Raw genomic sequence first — 24001 nt, forward strand, 5'->3', positions numbered from 1 at the left:
AGTCCTAACGTTTATAGTTAGGACTCAAATATTACATTTAGGTCACATTTATTATTAGGTTATCCTAAAATACTAATTATTTGTGATGCTAATTCAGTCCCAATTCTATCTTGAGCTTCATTAGTTGCAGCACCAGTATGTGGAGTTAATGAAAGGGCTGGATTCATTAATAAAGGCATTTCTGGTTTTGGTTCATTTTCAAAAACATCTAGTGCAGCTCCTGCTACTTTGCCTTTTTCAATAGCTTTTACTAGTGCCACTTCGTTAACTACTCCGCCACGAGCGGCATTAGCTATAATAACGCCATCTTTCATGATGTTAAATTCTGCTTCATCAATAACATATTCTTTTTGAGCGGGTACATGAAGTGTTATAAAGTCTGACTGTTTTAAAACGTCTTCTTTCGAAATCGTTTTAATTTCAAAATTAACTTTTTGTCCATCAAAAAAGTCTAACTCTAAATTAACTTTTTCTAAAAACGGATCGAATGCTATTACTTTCATCCCGGCTCCTAAAGCTACTTTAGCTGTAGCTTGACCTATTCGACCAAAACCTAAAACTCCTAAAGTTTTACCTTTCAATTCAATACCTTTTGAGTACGCTTTCTTTAATTTACCAAAATTAGTATCTCCTTCTAAAGGCATATCTCTGTTAGAATTATGTAAAAAACGAGCTAGTCCATAAAAATGACCAAAAACTAATTCTGCAACTGAATGTGATGAAGAAGCTGGCGTGTTTATTACATGTAAACCTTTTTCACGAGCATATTCCACATCAATATTATCCATGCCAACACCACCACGGCCTATGATTTTCAGGCCTGGGCAAGCATCAATTAAATCCTTACGCACCGTGGTTGCACTTCTTACTAATAAAACTACTATGTTTTTTTCGTTTATATAATTGATTAATTGTTCTTGAGCTACCGTTGTAGTTATTACTTCATATCCGCCTTTTTCAAGTGCTTCAATACCGCTTTTTGAAATTCCGTCGTTTGCTAATACTTTCATTTTTTTATTTAAAAGTTAAAAGTTAAAAGTTAAAAGTTAAAAGTTATTTGAATACTTAAAAGTTCAACTTGTAATTAATTTTTTTATTTTTAAAAATTTTAGTAAGTATTTTAAAATGAAACTACTTACTAAAAACTATTTTATGCTTTACTTTCTAATTCACTCATAACTTCAACTAATACTTTTACACTATCAATTGGTAAAGCATTATACATTGAGGCTCTATATCCACCAACACTTCTATGACCATTCACGCCGCTAATACCAGCCTCTTTTAACATAGTCTCAAAAGTATCTTTTAAATTATCATTTACTAAGTTAAAAGTAGCATTCATGTGAGAACGATCTTCTTTCATAGCGAAACCTTTAAATAATGGGTTTAAATCAATTTCAGAATACATTAATCTCGCTTTTTTTTCGTTTTCTTTTTCAATTCCAGCTATCCCTCCAACGCTTTTTAACCATTCTAATGTTAACATAGACGTATAAACTGCAAAAACAGGAGGTGTATTGTACATGCTTCCTTGTTTAATGTGTGACTTATAATCCATTATAGAAGGTATTTTTCTAGATACTTTACCTAAAATATCTTCTTTAACAACTACTAAGGTAGTTCCTGCAGGTCCCATATTTTTTTGTGCTCCAGCATATATTAAATCAAATTTTGAGAAGTCTAAAACTCTAGAAAAAATATCACTACTCATATCACAAACCATAGGAATAGGTGAGTTTGGAAAAGATTTAATTTGAGTTCCAAAAATTGTATTGTTAGAAGTACAGTGAAAATAATCGTAATTTTCTGGTATATCAAAACCTTTTGGAATGTAATTAAAATTAGCTTCTTCTGAAGATGCTACTTCATAAATGTCATCTAAAAGTTTAGCTTCACTAATAGCTTTTTGACTCCATGCTCCTGTATTTAAATAGCCTGCTCTTTTTTCGAGAAGATTCATTGCAACCATTAAAAACTGTGCGCTAGCTCCGCCTTGTAAAAACAAAGCTTTATAGCCTTTGCCTTCTAAACCTAAAAGTTCTAAGGCTAGTGCTCGAGCTTTTTCCATAACATCAACAAAAGGTTTGCTTCTGTGTGAAATTTCAATTAATGATAACCCACTGTTATCAAAATCTATAATAGCTTCTGAAGCTTTAAGTAAAACTTCTTGTGGTAAAATACTTGGTCCTGCACTAAAGTTGTGTTTCTTCATTTTATGATGTGAAATTTAAAGATGTAAAGTTCCTAATTAATTGGTTATTTCATATTGAAAATTCAATAATTTTTTCATCAAATTGCTAACAAAAATTCAACAGAATCGACACTATCCGCATAATCCCAAAGTTTCGGTTTTTGGGTAGAGCCAAATGTAATTTCGTTTTCTAAGAATCCTTTAGAGACAATACACTGAATTTGTTCTTTTTCAGTTTTTAATTTTTCTTTTAACTGGTTTTTATCTTCATAATATTCATAAAACAAAGTGGCTATGGGAGAGGCATAGCTTTTATCTTCTTTAATCATAAAAAAACCATTTTCAAGCATATCAAATTCGCTCATTAAGTAAACAGCTTTGTTGTAATCGTAATTATTGGCATATTTAGCTTTATTAATTATTGGATGCCAGTGGTACATAGCCTCAAAAAAAGTATCAAATTTGTAATCTTTGGGAACAAATATTTTTGAAACGTTTCTGCAACCTAGTCCGTAATATCTAAAAATATCTTCTGAGAGTGTTTTTAATTCTTCGTGAGTTTCGTCGCCATTTAAAACAGCTACAGAGTTTCTGTTATTTCTAATAATGGAAGGTTTATCTTTAAAATAATACTCAAAATAACGAGCGGTATTGTTGCTGCCAGTTGCAATAATAGCATCAAAATTTTCTAATTTATTTTCTGTAAAAGTTATAATTCTTTTAAAAGTAGGCTCAACAAATTCTAAATATTTAGCTAAATAAGGAAGTAAATGTTTATCATTTGAAGATTGCTTTACAATAACGTGGTGACCAGTAATCAACACAGTTAAAAAATCATGAAAGCCAACTAAAGGAATGTTCCCAGCCATTATAATAGCTACTTTTTTAGGGCTTATTGCATTAATATTATAAGATTGAAGCCATGAGATTAAATTTTCTTTTTTTAAAGAATCACTCCATCCTTTTAAAGCAAAGGTTATGTTTTCTTTAGTAAACCAACCATTATGTTCTTCAGCAAGTTTTATTTGGTGTTTAAAGCCGTCATAGAAAGTGTCGTTGTGTTCAATATTATTATTTTTCTGATAGACTTCGTTAGAAAATTGCTCTAAAAACTCTCCTAATTTTATAAAAGCGTTAATTCTTTGTTCTAATTGCATTCTAATTTGGTTATGAATGGTTTTGGCTTTATTTTTGCAATTGCAAAGTTAGAAAGAAAAAAATGCTATGGCAATTATAATAACAGACGAATGTATAAATTGTGGTGCTTGTGAACCTGAGTGCCCAAATACAGCAATATACGAAGGTGCCGATGATTGGCGCTATAAAGATGGTACTAGTTTAAATGGTACTGTAGTTTTAACAAATGGTACTGAAGTTGATGCAGATGAGGCACAAACACCAATAAGTGATGAGGTTTATTACATTGTGCCAGATAAATGTACGGAGTGTAAAGGTTTTCATGACGAGCCACAATGTGCTGCAGTTTGTCCTGTAGATTGTTGTGTGCCAGATGATAGTCATGTTGAAACCGAAGAGGAACTATTAGCTAAACAGCGTTTTATGCACCCTGATTGATAGTCGATAATCGACAGTAAAATATATGTAAACCCTGAGCGTAAGCTTGGGTTTTTTTTGGATAAGATTTTAATTCAATTCACTATCTGCAAAATAATCAACAGTTTTAAAAGCATATATTATTATGAAACTTAAACCGTATTTCGCCTTTTATTCATTATTATGTTTTGGTTTTATTTTTTTACAATCAAACCTATCTGCCAAAAATCCTAAGCCTCTATTGAAGATAAACTTTGATGATAATACTAATTCAAAAGAATTTAATGCTATTATTAATCTTAAAAACATTGAAATTGCTGAAGGAAAAGGTATTAATGGGTCAACTGGTATTAAAGCGAGCTATGTTGGTTTTGATAAAGGAAGTGAGCGCATGGTAAATAATATCCGGCTACCAGAATCATATAATGAGGCAACACTTAATTATGCTGTTGCTTTTGACGAAGATTTTCAATTTCCAAGAGGCGGAAAATTACATGGTCTCGCACCAGAAAAAAGAATTACAGGAGGAAAACCAATGCAAAAAGATGGATGGAGCGCACGTATTTGTTTCAAAAAAAATGGTGTTGTTACTTCCTATGTTTACCACCAAGATTTAAAAGGAAAATATGGGGAGGGTAAGCCATCTCCAAACTTTTATTTTAAAAAAGGACAGTATTATCAAATGGCTATTTACGTTAAAATTAATACGCCGGCTTTTGCTTCTAATGGTGAAGTCATTATTTACGCCAATGGAAAGGAAATATCCTCTTACAAAGGGTTGCAATTAAGAGCTGTCGAAGGGAAGGATACTGAAATTAACAATTTTCTTTTTTCAACCTTTCATGGAGGTAATTCCCCAGATTTTGCACCAAAAGACAATAATGGTAATTATACTACTGTTTACGCTTGGTTTGATAATTTTGAAGTTTATGAAGGCTTGTATGTTGTTTCGCGTGAAACTTAATTTTTAACAAAGTTTTCCAAATCTTTTTGATTTGGCTTTGTAAAAAAAAAGATAAAACAAAAAAGTTTTGCTAAGTACATAATCGGAATTCATTGCAATTCATTAACCTTCAGCTACTACCATACACAAAATCAATAAGCGTAACGCCAAAATCAATCATCACTTTTAAACGTTTTTATTTCCTGTAAAGGCTCTAAAGTTTCTTCGTTTTCCCAAATGGTATTTTGGTATTGACTTAATATGTTAATAGTAACTTTTTCCGCTTTCTGTAAATAAATAGAAAATGTGTGTTATTTTATCTTTTATTTTTACGAGTTCAAGAGAGTTAAAATCACCTTTATAGGTTTCGCTTTTTTAAATTTATTTCTTGATCTGTAGGTGTTAATTCTAAATCAAATTTTCTCAAAAACATATCATTTCCTTGACCAAATTTGCCTTCAGAGTATAATAGGTAATAACCATTTTCATCCTTCCCAACTATATCCAAAGGAATTTCTCTTTTTTCATTTTTAAAAACAGATCCAAAATCTACTTTAATATCATTTTGAGAAAAGCTAAAATTAAAAGATATGGTTATAAGAATAACAATAAAAAACTTGCTCATACAGATTGAAAATTTAAGATAAATCAAGAGATAAATATAAGATATCTATCAATTCAATAATTATATTTTAAGAATTTTTAATTCTCAATTTTAAGAGTCTTAGCTTTTTACTTGGCTTTAAAGTGTTTTTTTTTAATTTGATGGTTTCATGAGGTGTAATTAAGTTAAAAGCTAATTTAGTTAAGTATTAAATGATTAATTTTTTCATTAATTAATCTCATTATAAAACTTTAGGAGAGGTTATAAATTAAGATGGATACATAGTTAAGACAATTAAAATATGTTTCTTTATTGATGGTTTGAGTAAACTAAACTATTAAAGCTTTGAAATGTTACAAAAAATAATAAAGGAATTAATTACATTTGCACTCGCAAAAATAAAAGTAAATCATGAAAGCAGGCATCGTAGGATTACCAAACGTAGGAAAATCAACTTTATTTAATTGTTTGTCAAACGCTAAGGCGCAAAGCGCCAACTTTCCGTTTTGTACCATAGAGCCAAATATTGGTGTTGTAAACGTTCCAGATCCACGTTTAGAAAAGTTAGAATCGTTAGTTAATCCAGAGCGCGTTGTACCTGCAACGGTTGAAATAGTTGATATAGCTGGACTAGTAAAAGGAGCTAGTAAGGGTGAAGGTTTAGGTAACCAGTTTTTAGCAAATATTAGAGAAACTGATGCTATTTTACATGTATTGCGTTGTTTTGATAACGATAATATTGTGCATGTTGATGGTAATGTTAATCCTATTAGAGATAAAGAAACTATCGATATGGAATTACAACTTAAAGATCTTGAAACGGTTGATAAAAAACTTGATAAAGTAAAACGTGCAGCTAAAACAGGAAATAAAGAGGCTCAAAAAGAAGAGGCTATTTTGTTAAAAATTAAGTCGAGTTTAGAAGCAGGAATATCAATAAGAGCTCTTGATTTTACTGAAGAGGATTATATTGATTTTGTAAAACCCTCTCAATTTATAACAGAAAAACCTGTTATGTATGTTTGTAATGTTGATGAGGGATCAGCAGTTTCTGGTAATGCTTATGTAGAGCAAGTAAAAGATGCCGTTAAAGATGAAAATGCTGAGGTTTTAGTTTTAGCTGTAGGTACAGAGGCTGATATTAATGAGTTAGATGATTACGAAGAGCGTCAAATGTTTTTACAAGATATAGGATTAGATGAAGCTGGATCTGCAAAGTTAATTCGTGGCGCCTACAAATTATTAAATCAACAAACCTATTTCACAGCTGGTATTAAGGAAGTTAGAGCTTGGACAATTGATATTGGCGCTACTGCGCCACAAGCAGCTGGTGTAATTCATACGGATTTTGAAAAAGGTTTTATACGTGGTGAAGTTATCGCTTATGAAGATTATGTTACATACGGTAGCGAAGCTAAAGTTAAAGAAGCTGGTAAAATGCGAGTAGAAGGTAAAAATTATATTGTTAAAGATGGTGATGTGATGCACTTCTTGTTCAATGTATAATTACAGAAACCTATTTTAAACTTTTATTAACTTAGATCTAAAAACTTGTTTTGATTAAGCAATAAATATAGATTTTATCAAAATTCTTTAAAACATTCCAATGAAAAGTTTGTAGAAGCCAAAATTTCGGTTTAATCGAGTTAAATGAATAGTTGATTGTTAGGGTATTCACTTTGGTAATAAAGAGCAATTAACTTCAAAAATTACAGGATTTAAAAATCCAAATTATTTTGCATATGAAATAGTTTCCGGAGCTTTCAAATGTTTTAGTCATTAACATCATTTTCGTGAAAGCGAAAAGAAAACAATATTGAAAGATGTTTTTTACTTCTAATCTCCTTTTGGGGTTATAGGTAAATTAACTAATTGGTTATTCATAAAAACTTATATGATTAAGCTTTTGAAAACTAGAAACTCATTTTTGAAAAACCAAGCAGAGTCTTTAGTTTTAAAGAAAAAGGTATGAGGTTTAATTTCAAACCCATGTTCTCAACAAAATTGGATTTTATTGTTAATTACTTTACCATATTAAGGTTTTATTTTTTATAACGAAATGTTATATTAGCATCCATCTTAATTTCTCACAATTTTTATGTCTGAAGAAACCAAATATACTGAAGATAATATTCGTTCATTGGACTGGAAAGAGCATATCCGTATGCGACCAGGAATGTATATTGGTAAATTAGGAGATGGGTCTTCACCAGATGATGGTATTTATATACTTTTAAAAGAGGTTTTAGATAACTCAATAGATGAATTTGTTATGGGTGCTGGAAAAACCATTGAGATTTCCATTCAAGGCACTAAAGTAACGGTTAGAGATTATGGTCGTGGGATCCCTTTAGGTAAGGTTGTTGATGTAGTATCTAAAATGAATACTGGAGGGAAGTACGATTCTAAAGCTTTTAAAAAATCAGTTGGATTAAATGGTGTCGGTACCAAAGCGGTTAATGCTTTATCATCTTTTTTTAGAGTAGAATCTACTCGTGATAATAAAAGTGCTTCAGCAGAATTTGAACAAGGAAATTTAATTAATCAAGATTTACTTGATGATACTTCAAGAAGAAAAGGGACTAAGGTTTCTTTTATCCCCGATGAATTAATTTTTAAAAACTATAAATTTAGAAATGAGTATATAGTTAAAATGTTAAAAAACTATGTCTATTTAAACCCCGGTTTAACCATAGTTTTTAATGGAGAAAAATATTTCAGCGAAAATGGATTAAAGGATTTGTTAAGTGAAAACATTAATGAATCTGATAGGTTATACCCCATTATTCATTTGAGAGGAGATGATATCGAAATTGCATTAACGCATAGTAAATCTCAGTATAGTGAAGAGTACCATTCTTTTGTAAATGGACAAAATACAACACAGGGAGGTACGCATTTAAATGCATTTAGAGAGTCTTTTGTTAAAACAATACGAGAGTTTTATGGTAAGAATTACGATGCTTCCGATATTAGAAAATCTGTTGTAAGTGCTATAGCTATCAAAGTTATGGAGCCTGTATTTGAGAGTCAGACAAAAACCAAGCTAGGGTCAACTGATATGGGTGGTGATTATCCTACAGTTAGAACTTATATAAACGATTTTATTAAAACTTATCTAGATAATTATTTACATAAAAATCCAGAAACTGCAGAGAAAATTCAGAGAAAAATTATGCAAGCAGAACGCGAGCGTAAAGAATTATCAGGCATCAGAAAACTAGCAAAAGATAGGGCTAAAAAAGCGAGTTTACACAATAAAAAACTCCGGGATTGTCGAGTGCATTTTGGTGATACTAAAAATGAAAGAAATTTAGAGTCTACTTTGTTTATTACAGAGGGTGATTCTGCTTCAGGAAGTATCACAAAATCTCGCGATGTAAATACCCAAGCTGTTTTTAGTTTAAAAGGAAAGCCCTTAAATTGCTATGGATTAAGTAAAAAAATTGTTTACGAAAACGAAGAATTTAACCTTTTGCAAGCAGCCTTAAATATTGAAGAATCCATGGAGGATTTGCGTTATAACAATGTTGTTATAGCAACCGACGCCGATGTGGATGGGATGCATATTCGTTTATTATTAATAACCTTTTTTCTTCAATTTTTTCCAGAAGTTATAAAAGAAGGTCATTTATATATTTTACAAACACCACTTTTTAGAGTAAGAAATAAAAAAGAAACTATTTATTGTTATTCTGATGAAGAAAGACGAAATGCCATTGAAAAATTAAAACCAAAACCAGAAATAACAAGATTTAAAGGTCTTGGAGAGATTTCGCCCAATGAATTCAAACATTTTATTGGAGATAACATTCGATTAGATCCAGTTATGTTAGATGATGGTATGTCTATAGAAGATTTATTATCATTCTACATGGGTAAAAATACACCAACGCGTCAAGAATTTATTATTGATAATTTAAAAGTAGAATTAGATTTAATAAATGATAACTAAACTAAATCATATTAAACTAGAATGTTGTACAATAAAACAAATAAAGACCAAAAAAGGTCGTACGATCATTTGCATAGAAAAGCATTGAAAAAAAAAGTAAATAAACTTAAAAAAGAAAAAACATACCTTAACGGTAAGCCTAAAAATTAGAAGTTTTTAATGATAGAAGAAGAAAACGACGAATTAGCAAACGAACAAGATAATCCACAAGAAACTATTACTCGTGTAACGGGTATGTATAAAGATTGGTTTTTAGATTATGCGTCCTATGTGATTTTAGAGCGTGCCGTTCCAGCTATTGAAGATGGTTTTAAACCTGTTCAACGTCGTATTATGCATTCTATGAAAGATTTAGATGATGGTCGATACAATAAAGTGGCTAACATCGTAGGGCATACTATGCAATATCATCCCCATGGTGATGCGAGTATTGCAGATGCTATGGTTCAAATCGGGCAAAAAGATTTATTAATTGATACCCAAGGTAACTGGGGAAATATACTTACCGGGGATAGTGCAGCAGCATCACGTTATATCGAAGCACGTTTATCAAAATTTGCTTTGGATGTTGTTTACAATCCTAAAATTACAGAGTGGCAATCCAGTTATGATGGTCGCCGTAAAGAGCCTGTAAACCTTCCTGTGATGTTCCCTTTACTTTTAGCACAAGGAGGTGAAGGAATTGCAGTGGGGCTTTCTACAAAAATATTACCACATAATTTTATTGAACTTATTGATGCTTCAATCAAGCATTTACAAGGAAAGAGATTTACTATTTTACCAGATTTTCCTACTGGAGGAGAAGCAGATTTTTCAAACTATAATGACGGCTTACGCGGCGGAAGAGTTAGAGTTCGTGCTAAAATCTCGCAACTAGATAAAAACACACTTGTAATTACAGAGCTTCCTTTTGGAACCACAACATCATCTATTATAGATTCGATTTTGAAGGTTAACGAAAAGGGGAAAATTAAAATCAAGAAAATTGAAGATAATACAGCTGCTGAGGTAGAAATATTGATTCATTTACCATCTGGTTTATCACCTGATAAAACCATTGATGCCCTTTATGCTTTTACTAGTTGTGAGTCTTCCATATCTCCTTTAGGTTGTGTTATTGAGGATAATAAACCGCTTTTTGTTGGGGTGACCGAAATGTTACGTCGTTCAACTGATAATACGGTTCAACTTTTAAAACAAGAATTAGAAATAAGACTTGGTGAGTTTGAAGAACAATGGCATTTTGCTTCTTTAGAGCGTATTTTTATTGAAAACAGAATTTACCGCGATATTGAAGAAGAAGAAACTTGGGAAGGTGTAATTAGTGCTATTGATAAAGGTTTACAGCCTCATATCAAACATTTAAAACGCGCTATTACTGAAGAGGATATTGTTCGTTTAACAGAAATTAGAATCAAGCGTATTTCTAAATTTGATATTGATAAAGCACAACAAAAAATTGATGCTTTAGAAGATCAAATTGCAGAAGTAAAACATCATTTGGAGCATTTAATTGATTATGCAATAGCTTATTTTACAAGATTAAAAAAAGAATATGGTGTTGGTAGAGAGCGTAAAACTGAAATCAAAACCTTTGATGATGTAGATGCTACCAAAGTAGTAATTAGAAATACTAAGTTATACGTAAATAGAGAAGAGGGTTTTGTTGGAACTTCTCTTAAACGTGATGAATATGTTTGTGATTGTAGTGATATTGATGATATTATTGTATTTACAGCAGATGGAAAAATGATTATTACAAAAGTAGATGCTAAAACCTTTATTGGGAAAGATATTATTAATGTTGAAGTTTTTGATAAAAAAGATAATCGTACTATTTATAACATGATTTACCGTGATGGTAAAAGTGGCCCTTCATACATTAAGCGTTTTGCTGTTACAAGTATAACTCGTGATAAAGAATACGATTTAACTAACGGTAATAAAAATTCATCGATTTTGTATTTTTCAGCTAATCCAAATGGAGAAGCAGAAGTTGTTTCTGTTTTATTACGACAAGTTGGTAGTATAAAAAAACTAAAATGGGATATTGATTTTGCAGATATTCTTATAAAAGGGCGTGTATCAAAAGGTAACTTAGTTACTAAATATTCTATTAAACGTATAGAACTTAAAGAGAAGGGGGTTTCTACATTGAAACCCAGAAAAATCTGGTTTGATGATACTGTACAGCGTTTAAATGTTGATGGTAGAGGTGAATTAGTAGGTGAATTTAGAGGTGAAGATAAGTTGTTAATAATAAATCAGTCAGGAATTATTAAAACGGTAACACCTGAAGTTACTATGCATTTTGATGATGATATGATTGTTTTAGAAAAGTGGATTCCTAAAAAACCAATTTCTGCTATTTATTATCATGGTGAAAAAGATCTTTATTATGTAAAACGATTTTTAATAGAGCAAGAAGGAAAGGAAGAATCTTTTATTTCTGAACACCCAAGTTCGCAGTTAGAAATTGTTTCTACCGATTGGAAACCTATGGCAGAAATTGTTTTTGCAAAAGAGAGAGGTAAAGAGAGAAAAGATAATTTTGAAATTAACTTAGAAGAATTTATAACTATAAAAGGTATTTCTGCATTAGGAAATCAACTCACTAAAGAGAAGGTGAATCAAATTAATTTGTTAGATCCATTGCCGTATGAAGCACCTGAAGAAGTACATGCAGACGAGTTAGAAGTTACTGATGAAGAAGATTTATCAAAAATAGTAACTAATGATATTGATTTAAATACTACTGATGACAATGAATCAGATCCTGGTATAGATGGTGAAGGACAAATTAAATTGTTTTAAAGGTTATATTACTTTATTCTAAGTAACCAAACCCTTTCAAATCCTTTTTCTTTTTGTTTTGCTTTGGTTCGTTTTGAAGCAATGTCTTTATCATCATACCTGTCTACATAAACATAATTAAAGGCATCGTTTATATCTTTTTTGCCATATCTAGCATAAGAACCATTTTCTCTTAATCGCTTTATTTCTTGTTCAGCATTTTTGATTTGTTTGTAGCTTCCAAGAATAATATAATAACCAGGTTTTAAACGATTGTTAACAATATCAGTTGGTGCATCTTCTGTCATTACTGGAAATTTAATCAGCTCTTCTTGTACAGTATCTACTACTGCATTTGATATTTCATTATTTTCTGTATTAATGTCTTCAATAATAATCTCTGGTTCTTCTATAGCAATTATAGGCTCTTGTTTAATTTTTCTAATGCTATTAATTTTCTCGCTATTTCTTTTTACATTGGCTAACCATTCAGGTATTTCATTTTCTTTTGGTGATAAATCGACAGAAACTCCAACGGAATGGATATTATTAAAATTCTGAATTCCAATAGCATTTTCAAATGAATAACTTACTCTTATAAACTTTAAAAACCTGCCACTTAAAGCAGCGTTTATTGAATAATCATTTTTATATGAAAGCGCTAATTCATAATTTCCTTTATAATTTAAGCTCGTAACTCCCTCAAAAAAAGTTAAATCTGAATAGGCGTTATATCTAGCAATGGGGGTTAATCTGAAATTATCAGAAATTCTGAGTTTGTATGAAAGGTATGCCGTATAGCCTTGAGATGTTGTTAAAGGCGCTAAAGAAGCATTTAAAAGGTTGTTTTGTAAAGGATAATTATTTATAAAACCTCCAATTGTTAGATTAAAATTAGTGTAATGGAATCCTAATTTAAAAACACTATTTATGTCATTTTCTCTGGATGATCTATCTTCATTTAATCTATCAATACCTATGGAAGTACCTACGTTTAAATAATGAAATTCGTTTCCAAAATTAAATTTAACTCGGCTGCTAAAAAACATTTGAGAATAGCGAAATACTTGATAACTATGTCTGGAATAATCTACACCAAATGCAACATTATCAAAAGGTGATAATTGAGCTAATATATATTGTGAGGTGTTAGAAATATCAGTATCTGAAGCTTGAATGATACCAGTCATATTATATTCTCCATTTAATGAAAGGTATGAGGGGTCTTCCAAAAATCGATTGATTTGGTTTTGGCCATAGTAAACTAATCGCTGACTTAATATTGTTAATGTGTAAAATAAAAATATTACAACTAAAATAGTTTTTTTCATTGAATATGATTTTTTTATGAGTATCTCAATTATAATTTATATAATTTTTTTGATAAAAAAACTATTCTGAAATTTCAAGTTAATTTAAAATAGCTAACAAATCCAAGAAAAAACAATATTAATTATAATTAAAACACAAAAACCTAATTCAAATAGAAATTAAATTAGGTTTTATTAAGTTGTTTTTGAATTTTTTTAATAGCAGTTTCAATTGATTTTTCTGGTTCGATAATGTTATAAGCTCCCCAGAAAGTTGGGTCTGAAAAACCAGATGCTTTATCAGTCAATATAGTGTTAGGTCGTAATAATTCATTTTTAACATGAATTATCCTGCTGTCATTAATTTCCCAATCTGTGATAGCCATTTCACTATTCAGCGTGTAAGTGTTGTTAAATAGTTTCCCTTTCCAGTTAACCTTTAAACTTAGTGCAATATTGCTATATGCATAATGCCATTGTCCATTTTTAATTCTGTAATTAACTCGATATGTAGCTTCGGTTGGATAAACATCAACCTTTCTTGGTTTTTTTTTAACAAACATCTTACTAGTTAATTCTTTATTTGATACATTCAAGCTGTAAGTAGCATTTGTTAAAGCTAAAGTTTCTGAATCTATGTATAGTTTACCAAAATATAATGGTGTTATAACATTTTCTTTTTGTTCAAAATTTATAACATAAATTAACTTGTCATTAATTCGTGTAGATTTATCAAAACTAAATTTATATGCAGATATGTCTTCATTATTAAAAATATATTCTGGGTACTTAATTATGTCTGTGTATAAATTACTAAATGGACCACCCTGTAGTTTTAATGCTAGGGTATCTAATTTAGAATAATCTGTATTTTTTCTTGCTTTTATTAGTTCAATATTATCTTTTTTAAGACTATTATAAGATTGTTTATGAATTTTAACTATAGCCTCAGAGAGAGATGCATTTTTTTTTCTTTTTTTTATAGATTCTCTATAAAAAGCAGTCATTAAAGTGTTATTCTTGTTGTAAATTTCAGCTTTTTTTCTAAGCATTTCAACTATAAGCGCTTCTGCATCTTTATTTATGGTAGTAATACTAATTACATCTAATTCAGTTATTGCAGGTTCCAATTTTAAGATTTCATTATTTTTAAATTCTGAGATTTTTATCTCTTTTTTATGATAACCTAAATGCGATATCATGATGATACTTTCAAAAAAAAATTCCGGAATTTTTAATAGAAATTCACCTTCAGTATTTGTTACGGTACTAATATTAGAGCCCTTAATAACAATATCAGCAAATATTAAAGGGTTGTTAGTGTTAGAATCTATAACCTTACCTTCAAGTTCTTTAAATAAACCTTCAGTTTGAGATTCTACCTTAAATGATAGTAATAGTATATAGGAAAAAATTAATAATGTTTGTGTTATTTTTTTCATAACTTTTTTCTAGTTAAAATACTAAAAACTAGTCAAATAATCAAGCATATTTTAATTATAAAAGTTTTTTAACTTCTTTATAACATTTAGGTTTTAATGAAAATTAATATTAATTCTTTTTTTGAATTCTTAAATTTAAAAATTCAACAAATAACTTAATGCAATTAAATTTAGATCTTAATATTAATTTAAAAGAATTGAATATATCCAATAATGTTATAACAGCTATAGATATTGCTTCATTAAATAATTTAGAAATACTAGATTGCTCATCAAATCAATTGACTGATTTTGATGCTACATTAAATCCTAATTTACTGGAATTATATTGTCAATCCAATCTTTTTGTAAGCGATCAATTGAACATTCAAAATGGCAATAATCAAAATCTTAAAATATTCAATGCTTCCAATAATCCGATGTTGAGTTGTATTTTGGTGGATGATCCATTTACCGTAATTACAAATAATGGTGGGGTTTATGACGGTTGGTTTAAAGATGTTGCTGCAAATTATCAAACGATCTGTGAAGATGCGGATAATGATGGCGTTGCAAATGCAGATGATCAATGCCCAGGAACACCTTTTGGTGATAAAGTAGATTTGTTTGGGTGTACTATTTTGAATCTTCCTAATAATAACTTTACGGTATTAATTACCAGTGAAACATGTTTAAATAATAACGATGGGAAAATAAATATTAAAACGCTGGAGTATTATAACTATACTGCAACTATAACTAAAGAAGGTTTTAGTAAGGAATACCGTTTTACTAATGAAATTGATATTTTGAATTTGTTAGCAGGTACCTACAAAATGTGCATTACTATTGAAGAATGGCCAGATTATATCAATTGTTACGATGTAGTAATTAACCAACCAGAACCATTGGGTGTTTTAACCAATAAAAATCAAAGCGGTAAAGTTGTTTCTTTAAACATGACTGGCGGCTCGAATTATAATATTGAATTCAACGGACTTAAGTTTAACACATCAAAAAGTGAAATCACTTTAACCTTACAAGAAGGGAAAAATAGTTTAAAAGTTACTACCGATATAGAATGTCAAGGTACTTATGAAAAAGCCATTTTGATGTCTGATAAAATGTTTGTTTATCCAAACCCATTTCAAGAGAAAGTAAACTTGTATTTAGGTGATACAAGTTCAGAAAGCATTACAATAAATATGTATTCTTATTTGGGTCAACTTGTTTTTTCAAATACTTTAATAAATCAAAAAAATTATGAAGTGGAAATTGAGACAAGTTCATTAACTGAAGGAATTTATACCGTATCAGTTCAAACAGCTAATTCTTTTTCAACATTTAAAATCATAAAAAAATGAAACAGTTTTTAAATAGTCTTTGTTTGGCTTTTTTAGTTTTTGGATGCAGTAATTCTCCTGTAGATGTAATTCCTGGTGCAGAAAACCCTGATAATATAGAAATTGAAGGAACAGAAGGTGGTGTTAATTTATTTTTTCCCCAAGAAAATGCTCTATGTAATTTGGGTACAGATGTTACTCCAACTGAAAGTAATGTTTACTTTGAGTGGGAATCAAATGGCTCAAATACTTATAAAATTACAATTGAAAATTTATTTACTGGAAATATTATTCAACAAGAAACAGCAAATGATATTATTCCAGTTAGAATAGATAGAGCTACACCGTTTAAATGGTATGTAGAGTCAGTTAAAGGCTCAAAAAGCGATAGAAGTCCGACTTGGCAATTTTATAATGCGGGTCCTGGTGTTCAAAGTTATGCGCCTTTTCCAGCTGTAATTGTAGCTCCAAATATGGCTGAAACTTTATCAACAAGAAATTCAGTGACTTTACAATGGACAGGTAGTGATGTTGATAATGATATTGTTGGTTATGATGTTTATTTTGGTACACAACCAATACCAAATATTTTTGCTTCGGGTATTATCAATAACCAAGCTTCTGTTTCAGTAGCTTCAGGAAATATTTATTATTGGAGAATAATCACAAAAGATGTCTTAGGAAATACTTCAGAATCCGGTACTTTTCAATTTAAAGTGCAATAAAAAAACTCTTAACTTAATTTTTAGATTTCAAAAAATAGAATAGCTGTATATTTACATGATTTTTAATTAGAACATGCAGCAAAACTATATACCTTTCAATAAAACTGGTTATTTCTCATCTTTAATTGATGATTATTTATCTCAAAAATCGGAATTAAAACCATTTTATAACCGTTTTCCAAGTATTGAAAATTTTAAATTACAAATTGAAGAAAAAAGTGTTTCACATAGCGCGCAATCAAGAATAATTTTAACTAAGGTTCTAAAAAATCAATACAACACTATTGCAACGTCAGAATTAACTCTTCAAAATATTGAAAGTCTATCTTCTAGTAATACATTTACAATTACCACAGGGCATCAGCTAAATTTATTTACTGGTCCGTTATACTTTCTTTATAAAATAGTTTCAACAATAAATCTCTCAAAAGAATTAAAGACTGTTTATCCAGAATACAATTTCGTACCTGTTTATTGGATGGCGACAGAAGATCATGATTTTGATGAAATTAATTATTTCAATTTTAAAGGAAAAAAAGTGCATTGGAATAAAGTTTCCAATGGTGCAGTTGGAGAATTGTCTACAGAAGGTTTAGAGGCTGTTTTTAATTTGTTTTCTCAAGATTTAGGAGTTACTAAACATGCTGATTATTTAAAAAATCTTTTTAAAAATGCTTATTTACAACATCATAAATTAGCCGATGCAACTCGTTATTTAGCTAACGAATTATTTAAGGATTTTGGATTGGTAATAATTGATGCTAATAACACTGAACTAAAAAAACTATTTATTCCGTTTATAGAAAATGAATTAATAAATCAAACCTCTTTTGGGACCGTTTCAAAAACTAATAATCATCTAAATAATTTATCAACTACTTATAAAATTCAAGTTAATCCAAGAGAAATTAATTTATTCTATTTAAATCAAAATTTAAGGGAACGTATTGTTTATGAAGATGATGTTTATAAAGTTGTAAACACAAATATTACTTGGAAAAAGGAGGAAATCTTAAGTGAAGTTTCAAACTTTCCAAAACGGTTTTCACCAAACGTTATTATGCGGCCATTGTATCAAGAAGTTATTTTGCCCAATCTATGTTATATAGGTGGTGGCGGAGAATTGGCTTATTGGTTTCAATTAAAAGATTTTTTTGATAAAGTAGCAATACCTTTTCCAGTTTTATTATTGCGTAGTTCCGTATTAATTAAAACAGAAAGTCAGCATAAAAAACTTCAAAATTTAAAGATATCAACTGAAGATATTTTTTTAAAAAGAGATGCTCTTATTAATAAAAAAGTTAGAGAGATATCTAATATTGATATTGATTTTTATGAACAAAAAGAAACTTTAAAAAACCAGTTTGAATACTTGTATAAACTTGCAGAACAAACTGATAAATCCTTTCTTGGCGCTGTTAAAGCACAAGAAATTAAACAGATTAAGGGACTTGAAAATCTTGAAAAACGTTTACTAAAAGCACAAAAAAGTAAACTAGCAGACGAGGTTTTAATGATGACAGATATTCAAAATGAATTATTCCCTAACAATAGCTTACAAGAAAGAAATACCAATTTTTCTGAATTTTATTTAGAATATGGAGAACAATTGATTCCTAAGCTTATTGAAAATTTAAATCCTTTAGAAGGAGAATTTTCAATATTAACTTTATAAAATTTATGCACAAAATAGATATTGATTTAGTTGAGATGACTATGGATGTGATGAAATATGCCATCAATAGAATTTCTGAAACTAATCCTAAAATTGGTAAGCCTCTTAAAGAAGAAGACTTAAAAGCTTTAGTAGGCGAAACTATTACTACAGAAGGAATTGGAGGAGAAGTAGCTTTCAATTTATGGAAAGATCACTTGATGAAAGCTAATGTGTCTATAGACCATCCCAGACATTTAGCATTTGTTCCAGCATCACCAACAAGAGCAGCTATTATGTTTGATTTGGTAACATCAGCATCAAGTATTCATGGCGCTTATTGGATGGAAGGTGCTGGAGGTATTTTTTGCGAAAATGAAGCTATGCGTTGGATAGTTTCTTTAACAGGATTACCAGATGGGGCATTTGGGGTTTTTACAAGTGGTGGAACAGCTGCAAATCTTTCAGCTATTGTTACTGCTAGAGAATATTGGAGAAGTTTAAACAACCAAAATAAATTTGAAAAAGGTATAATAATAACTTCTGTTGGGTCACATTCATCTATAAAAGCGATGGCAAAAGTAGCCGATATAGATGTTTTATTAGTTGATATAGAAGATAGACTAGAAGCAACAATCTTAAAAGAATCTATTGATTTATTACCAGAAACCCAAAGAAAAAGGGTTTTTGCTGTTGTAGCAACTGCAGGTACAACTAATGCTGGAATAGTTGATGATTTAAAAGGTATATCTGAAATTTGTAAAAAAGAGCATTTGTGATTTCATGTTGATGCTGCTTATGGAGGTGGAGCTTTAGTAGCCGATTCTGTTCGCCATTTATTTAATGGCATTGAAAAAGCTGATAGTATCACTATAGATCCACATAAATGGATGTTTTCTCCATATGATTGTGGTGCTATTATTTATAAGAACCCAGAACTAGCTAAAAACGCACATTCTCAAGAAGGATCTTATTTAGATATTTTTAAAGATGAAGGCGCTCATGGTTTTAATCCTTCAGATTATCAAATTCAATTAACACGTCGAGTTAGAGGCTTACCTTTATGGTTTTCATTGGCTACACATGGAACAAATCGCTACAAAATAGCAGTAGAACGTGGTATAGAGTTGGCCAAGCTTGCAGGTGAAATGATAAATGAAATGCCTCATGTCGAATTAGTAAGAGAACCAAGTTTATCTTGTGTTTTATACAGGAGGATAGGATGGAAACCCAAAGATTATACCCATTGGACTTATGAGAATCATACCAAAGGTGTTGCTTTAGTAACACCTACAAAGTGGAAAACTGGTGATAATTTCGAAACTGTATCTCGTTTTTGTTTTATAAATCCAGACACTACAGAAGATGATATAAGATTGATTTTAAATTCTATGAATTAAAAATTTAAAAAAAACAGGACTCCTAATTCCTCATTATAAAATCAATTCCTATTTTTGCGCATGCAACACGACAAGGTATTAATTTTAGACTTCGGATCGCAATACACACAACTTATTGCGCGCAGAGTAAGAGAACTCAATATATACTCCGAAATACATCCATTTAATAAAATTCCCAATAATATTGAAGACTACAAAGCTGTAATCCTTTCAGGAAGTCCAAATTCAGTTAGAGGTGAAGATGCATTGCATCCTGATTTATCTCAAATCAGATATAAAAAACCCATGTTAGCAGTTTGTTATGGCGCACAATATTTAGCGCATTTCTCTGGTGGAGAGGTTGCTCCATCTAGTACACGAGAATATGGGCGTGCTAATTTATCATTTATAAAATCTAACGAAACGTTCTTTTTTAATATGAATAAAGGAAGTCAGGTTTGGATGAGTCATAGTGATACAATTAAACATTTACCAAAAAACGGTGTTTTATTAGCTAGTACTCATGATGTTGAAAATGCTGCTTTTAAGATTGAAGGCGAACAAACTTATGCTATTCAATTCCATCCAGAAGTATATCACTCAACCGATGGGAAACAACTTCTAAAAAACTTTTTAGTTGATATTGCTAGTTTAAATCAAGATTGGACACCGGATTCTTTTGTTGAAGAAACTGTTGATGCGATTAAAGCTAAAGTAGGTGATGATAAGGTCGTACTAGGTTTATCTGGTGGTGTTGATTCTACTGTTGCAGCGGTACTTTTAAACAAAGCAATCGGTAAAAATTTATATTGCATTTTTGTAAACAATGGTTTACTTCGTAAAAATGAATTTCAGAATGTATTAAGTCAATATGAAGGTATGGGGCTTAATGTAAAAGGGGTTGATGCATCAAGACGTTTTTTGGATGCTTTGGCAGGTATTGAAGATCCTGAGAAAAAACGAAAAGCCATAGGTAATGCATTTATTGAGGTTTTTGATGATGAAGCACATCAATTAACTGATGTTAAATGGTTAGCTCAAGGCACCATATATCCAGATGTTATTGAGAGTGTTTCTGCTACTGGCGGACCATCAGCAACTATTAAAAGTCATCATAATGTAGGTGGATTACCAGATTTTATGAAACTTAAAATTGTAGAACCGCTTCGTGCTATTTTTAAAGATGAAGTGAGACGTGTTGGTGCTACTTTAGGTATTGATCCTGAATTATTAGGACGTCATCCTTTTCCAGGTCCTGGTTTGGGTATTCGTATTTTAGGCGATATCACTGCTGAAAAAGTACGTATTCTTCAAGAAGTTGATGCTATTTTTATAAACGGTTTAAAGGAATGGGGTCTTTATGATAAAGTATGGCAAGCAGGTGCGATGCTACTTCCAGTAAACAGTGTTGGTGTTATGGGAGATGAGCGTACTTATGAAAAATGTGTTGCTTTAAGAGCTGTTGAAAGTACTGATGGTATGACAGCAGATTGGGTAAATTTACCTTATGAGTTTCTTCAAAAAACATCAAACGATATAATAAATAGAGTAAAAGGCGTTAATAGAGTAGTTTATGATATTAGTTCTAAACCACCTGCAACTATTGAATGGGAATAGTTGTGTCTTTTTAGAAAAGTAGGTGTCTAATATTTGATTGATATTTTTGGCATATTATATGCATTAAATAGAATATGGCGATTTTATTGTTATAAATTTAACAATGTATCATCTGCATAGTAATTATATGTCGTATATAAACTAATTAATATTGGTTTAGTTCAAAAAAAAGTAACGCATGAATAGATTTTTATTAGCATTAATTTTTGTATTAGCTATTGGTTTTTTTTCAGTACAAGCACAAAATTTCAGTACACATCAAGTTAAAAAAGGTGAAACAATTGAAGAAATTTCTAAACGTTATTATGTAACACTAGCAGATATTTATTCTTTAAATCCAGATGCGAAAAATGAGTTAAAACCAAATACTATTTTAATAATTCCTATTTCAAAATCTAAAAAACCAACAGTTACCATAAATAAAGAGTTAGTAGGTTTTGCAGAGCACGAAACAAAACGAAAAGAGACCTTATATAGCATTGCTAAAGCATATGGTGTTTCTGAGGATGATATAAAAAAACACAACACATTCTTATACGCAAATATTTTAAAAAAAGGAGATAATCTTAAAATACCAAAATTTAAAATTACTGAAGTTGTTGAAGAAAATAAATTAACAAAAGACTATACAGTTTTGCCAAAAGAAGGAAAATGGCGAGTTGCCTACAAATTTGGTATTACTGTAACTGAGTTAGATGCTCTAAACCCAGAAATAGAATCTGTTTTAAAAGAAGGACAAATTATTAAAGTACCTAATTTAGAAGCAGGATTAGAAAGAGAGGTTGATGAAAAGTATAGCTATTATAAAGTATTACCAAAAGAAGGATTTTATCGTTTAAAACTTAAACTAGGACTAGAGCAATCTGAGTTAGAAGCTTTGAATCCTGAATTAAAAGTAGACGGATTAAAAGACGATATGATTTTGAAAATCCCTTATGTTAATTTTGCAAACGATGTTTTTGTGCCAGAAACGGATAAAATTAATTTAATTGATAGTATCGCTAATTTTAGTAAAAAACATATAGCGGTTATGTTGCCTTTTAGGTTGAATAGAGTTGATTTTGATTCGATAACTGATACAAAAAATAGTATAAAAAAAGACCCCTATTTAAATGCATCTTTGGATTTTTATTCTGGCATTTTAATTGCAGTTGATTCACTAAAAAATCTGGGGATATCTTTAAAAGTTGATGTTTACGATACAAAATATCAAGTGAGCGAGGTGTCAAAAATAATAGATGACAATAATTTTGAAAAATTAGATGCTGTCATTGGACCATTAACTTCAGATGCTTTTGATAAGGTTTCATCAGATTTACGAGCTTTTAATGTGCCTGTGATTTCTCCGATTGGCACTAATTTAAAATTATATGACAATGTTTTTCAATCAAGACCATCTGATGATTTATTGAAAGATAAGATTATAGAATTTGTTAAAAAAGATAGTCTGAAAAGTAATATTGTAATTATTGCTGACAGTAAGACTATAGATGTAAGTAATGAACTTAAACTCCAGTTTAATTATGCTAAGCAAATTCATTCAAGAAAAAATAAAGAAGGGAAAGATGAATTTTTTCTAACCAAAGAAGATATTCAAGAGGTTTTAAAACCAGGAAAAAATATTGTTTTTTTAGAAACAAAGAATGAAGGTTTTGCTTCTAACGTAACAAGTGTTTTAGCTTCTTTATTACAAAAAGAAAATATCCAATTGGAGAAAGAATCTATAGAAATCACATTGGTGACAACCAATATAAATGCTGCTTTTGAAGGCGACCAAATAAATAACACGCATTTATCAAAACTTAATTTCCATTTTGCTTCAACAACAAAAGATTATAGCGAAAATGAAAGTAATTCATTTGTAGAAAAATATAAACAAACTTATAATATTACTCCAAATAAAAGAGCTGTAAAAGGTTTTGATTTAACTATGGATGTGTTATTACGTATAGTATCGTCCGAGAATTTATACACTTCAGTAAAAAATGCACCTTTAACAGAGTATGTTGAAAACAAATTTGAGTATCAAAAAAAACTTTTTGGAGGTTATTATAATAACGCTGTTTATTTAGTTAAGTACGATAATTTAACAATTGTTGAAGTAAAACAGTAAGCTTTGAATCAGTAGCGTAATGTTTCATTAGTTTATTTGTGATTATTATTTCATATTTTTAAGTATTTTATAAAACTAAACGAAATGTAAGACTTTAGTTGAAATCGAATTGAAAAATTATCTCAATATAAATTGGTATACTAAAACTCATGCTTCCAGATAAAAGATTTCTAATAGATTTAGCACATACTAAAATGCCTTTTGGGAAATATAAAGATAGATATTTAATTGATTTACCTGAGTATTATGTGGTTTGGTATCATAATAAAGGTTTTCCTAAAGGAAAATTAGGTGATATGCTTAAACAGATTTATGAACTAAAATTAAATGGGCTGGAGGATTTAATTAGAAATATTAGAAAGCAATATCCCAATAATAGTTTTTAATTTTTTAGAA

The 24001-nt window shown here is 30.0% G+C and carries 17 protein-coding genes and 1 pseudogene; 12 read left to right on the plus strand and 6 right to left on the minus strand.

Features of this window, described 5'->3' with window-relative positions; genetic code table 11:
* Nucleotides 1–59: 59 nt before the first annotated feature.
* From AC1XJX_RS08680 to AC1XJX_RS08690, 3 genes are all read right to left on the minus strand, one after another.
* Complete coding sequence (locus tag AC1XJX_RS08680; RefSeq protein WP_482003580.1) at nt 60–1010, minus strand: D-2-hydroxyacid dehydrogenase; 951 nt, start codon at nt 1008–1010, stop codon at nt 60–62.
* Between the two features lie 140 nt (nt 1011–1150).
* Nucleotides 1151–2215: a 3-phosphoserine/phosphohydroxythreonine transaminase gene (gene serC / locus AC1XJX_RS08685; RefSeq protein WP_482003581.1), complete on the minus strand. Its 1065-nt coding sequence runs from the start codon at nt 2213–2215 to the stop codon at nt 1151–1153.
* Between the two features lie 77 nt (nt 2216–2292).
* On the minus strand, nt 2293–3351 hold the full coding sequence (locus tag AC1XJX_RS08690; protein WP_482003582.1) for an acyl-CoA reductase: 1059 nt from the start codon (nt 3349–3351) through the stop codon (nt 2293–2295).
* A gap of 67 nt (nt 3352–3418) precedes the next feature.
* On the opposite strand from AC1XJX_RS08690, the gene AC1XJX_RS08695 reads away from it, so the two are divergent.
* Together AC1XJX_RS08695 and AC1XJX_RS08700 are read left to right on the plus strand one after the other, a co-directional pair.
* A complete protein-coding gene (locus AC1XJX_RS08695; RefSeq protein ID WP_482003583.1) occupies nt 3419–3769 on the plus strand; it encodes a 4Fe-4S dicluster domain-containing protein in 351 nt (116 codons plus the stop codon).
* 220 nt (nt 3770–3989) lie between these two features.
* Entirely contained in the window at nt 3990–4712 is a 723-nt protein-coding gene (locus tag AC1XJX_RS08700; protein ID WP_482003584.1) for a polysaccharide lyase, read from the plus strand.
* 337 nt (nt 4713–5049) lie between these two features.
* Here AC1XJX_RS08700 and AC1XJX_RS08705 read toward each other — a convergent pair whose 3' ends face one another.
* Nucleotides 5050–5316, minus strand: coding sequence for a hypothetical protein (locus tag AC1XJX_RS08705; RefSeq protein WP_482003585.1), 267 nt, complete (start codon nt 5314–5316; stop codon nt 5050–5052).
* A 390-nt stretch (nt 5317–5706) separates the two neighbouring features.
* On the opposite strand from AC1XJX_RS08705, the gene ychF reads away from it, so the two are divergent.
* The 3 genes from ychF (at nt 5707) to AC1XJX_RS08720 (ending at nt 12064) form a co-directional block, all read left to right on the plus strand.
* Nucleotides 5707–6801, plus strand: a complete 1095-nt coding sequence (gene ychF, locus AC1XJX_RS08710) for a redox-regulated ATPase YchF (protein WP_482003586.1) — start codon at nt 5707–5709, stop codon at nt 6799–6801.
* A 592-nt stretch (nt 6802–7393) separates the two neighbouring features.
* Nucleotides 7394–9250, plus strand: coding sequence for a DNA topoisomerase IV subunit B (locus AC1XJX_RS08715; protein ID WP_482003587.1), 1857 nt, complete (start codon nt 7394–7396; stop codon nt 9248–9250).
* Nucleotides 9251–9409: 159 nt separating this feature from the next.
* Nucleotides 9410–12064: a DNA gyrase/topoisomerase IV subunit A gene (locus AC1XJX_RS08720; protein ID WP_482003588.1), complete on the plus strand. Its 2655-nt coding sequence runs from the start codon at nt 9410–9412 to the stop codon at nt 12062–12064.
* An 8-nt stretch (nt 12065–12072) separates the two neighbouring features.
* On the opposite strand, the gene AC1XJX_RS08725 is transcribed toward AC1XJX_RS08720, so the two are convergent.
* Both AC1XJX_RS08725 and AC1XJX_RS08730 read right to left on the minus strand, forming a co-directional pair.
* The gene (locus tag AC1XJX_RS08725; RefSeq protein WP_482003589.1) at nt 12073–13374 is read right to left on the minus strand and encodes an SPOR domain-containing protein; all 1302 of its coding nucleotides are present in this window, start codon (nt 13372–13374) and stop codon (nt 12073–12075) included.
* 164 nt (nt 13375–13538) lie between these two features.
* Nucleotides 13539–14795, minus strand: a complete 1257-nt coding sequence (locus AC1XJX_RS08730) for a carboxypeptidase-like regulatory domain-containing protein (protein WP_482003590.1) — start codon at nt 14793–14795, stop codon at nt 13539–13541.
* Nucleotides 14796–14953: 158 nt separating this feature from the next.
* Here AC1XJX_RS08730 and AC1XJX_RS08735 point away from each other — a divergent pair, with 158 nt between their 5' ends.
* The 7 genes and pseudogenes from AC1XJX_RS08735 to AC1XJX_RS08765 all read left to right on the plus strand — a co-directional run bounded on the left by AC1XJX_RS08735 (nt 14954) and on the right by AC1XJX_RS08765 (nt 23991).
* Nucleotides 14954–16138 (plus strand): T9SS type A sorting domain-containing protein, encoded by a 1185-nt coding sequence (locus AC1XJX_RS08735; RefSeq protein ID WP_482003591.1) that lies wholly within the window; start codon nt 14954–14956, stop codon nt 16136–16138.
* Nucleotides 16135–16842 (plus strand): hypothetical protein, encoded by a 708-nt coding sequence (locus AC1XJX_RS08740; protein WP_482003592.1) that lies wholly within the window; start codon nt 16135–16137, stop codon nt 16840–16842. Before AC1XJX_RS08735 ends, AC1XJX_RS08740 begins: the two co-directional genes overlap by 4 nt.
* 73 nt (nt 16843–16915) lie before the next feature.
* The gene (gene bshC / locus AC1XJX_RS08745; RefSeq protein WP_482003593.1) at nt 16916–18517 is read left to right on the plus strand and encodes a bacillithiol biosynthesis cysteine-adding enzyme BshC; all 1602 of its coding nucleotides are present in this window, start codon (nt 16916–16918) and stop codon (nt 18515–18517) included.
* Between the two features lie 5 nt (nt 18518–18522).
* A pseudogene (locus tag AC1XJX_RS08750) lies at nt 18523–19896 on the plus strand (pyridoxal phosphate-dependent decarboxylase family protein).
* A 60-nt stretch (nt 19897–19956) separates the two neighbouring features.
* Nucleotides 19957–21492: a glutamine-hydrolyzing GMP synthase gene (gene guaA, locus AC1XJX_RS08755; protein WP_482003594.1), complete on the plus strand. Its 1536-nt coding sequence runs from the start codon at nt 19957–19959 to the stop codon at nt 21490–21492.
* Between the two features lie 178 nt (nt 21493–21670).
* Nucleotides 21671–23605, plus strand: a complete 1935-nt coding sequence (locus AC1XJX_RS08760; RefSeq protein WP_482003595.1) for a PBP1 and LysM peptidoglycan-binding domain-containing protein — start codon at nt 21671–21673, stop codon at nt 23603–23605.
* A 149-nt stretch (nt 23606–23754) separates the two neighbouring features.
* Nucleotides 23755–23991, plus strand: a complete 237-nt coding sequence (locus tag AC1XJX_RS08765) for a DUF3820 family protein (protein WP_482003596.1) — start codon at nt 23755–23757, stop codon at nt 23989–23991.
* Nucleotides 23992–24001 lie beyond the last annotated feature (10 nt).

Source organism: Flaviramulus sp., from assembly GCF_982512915.1.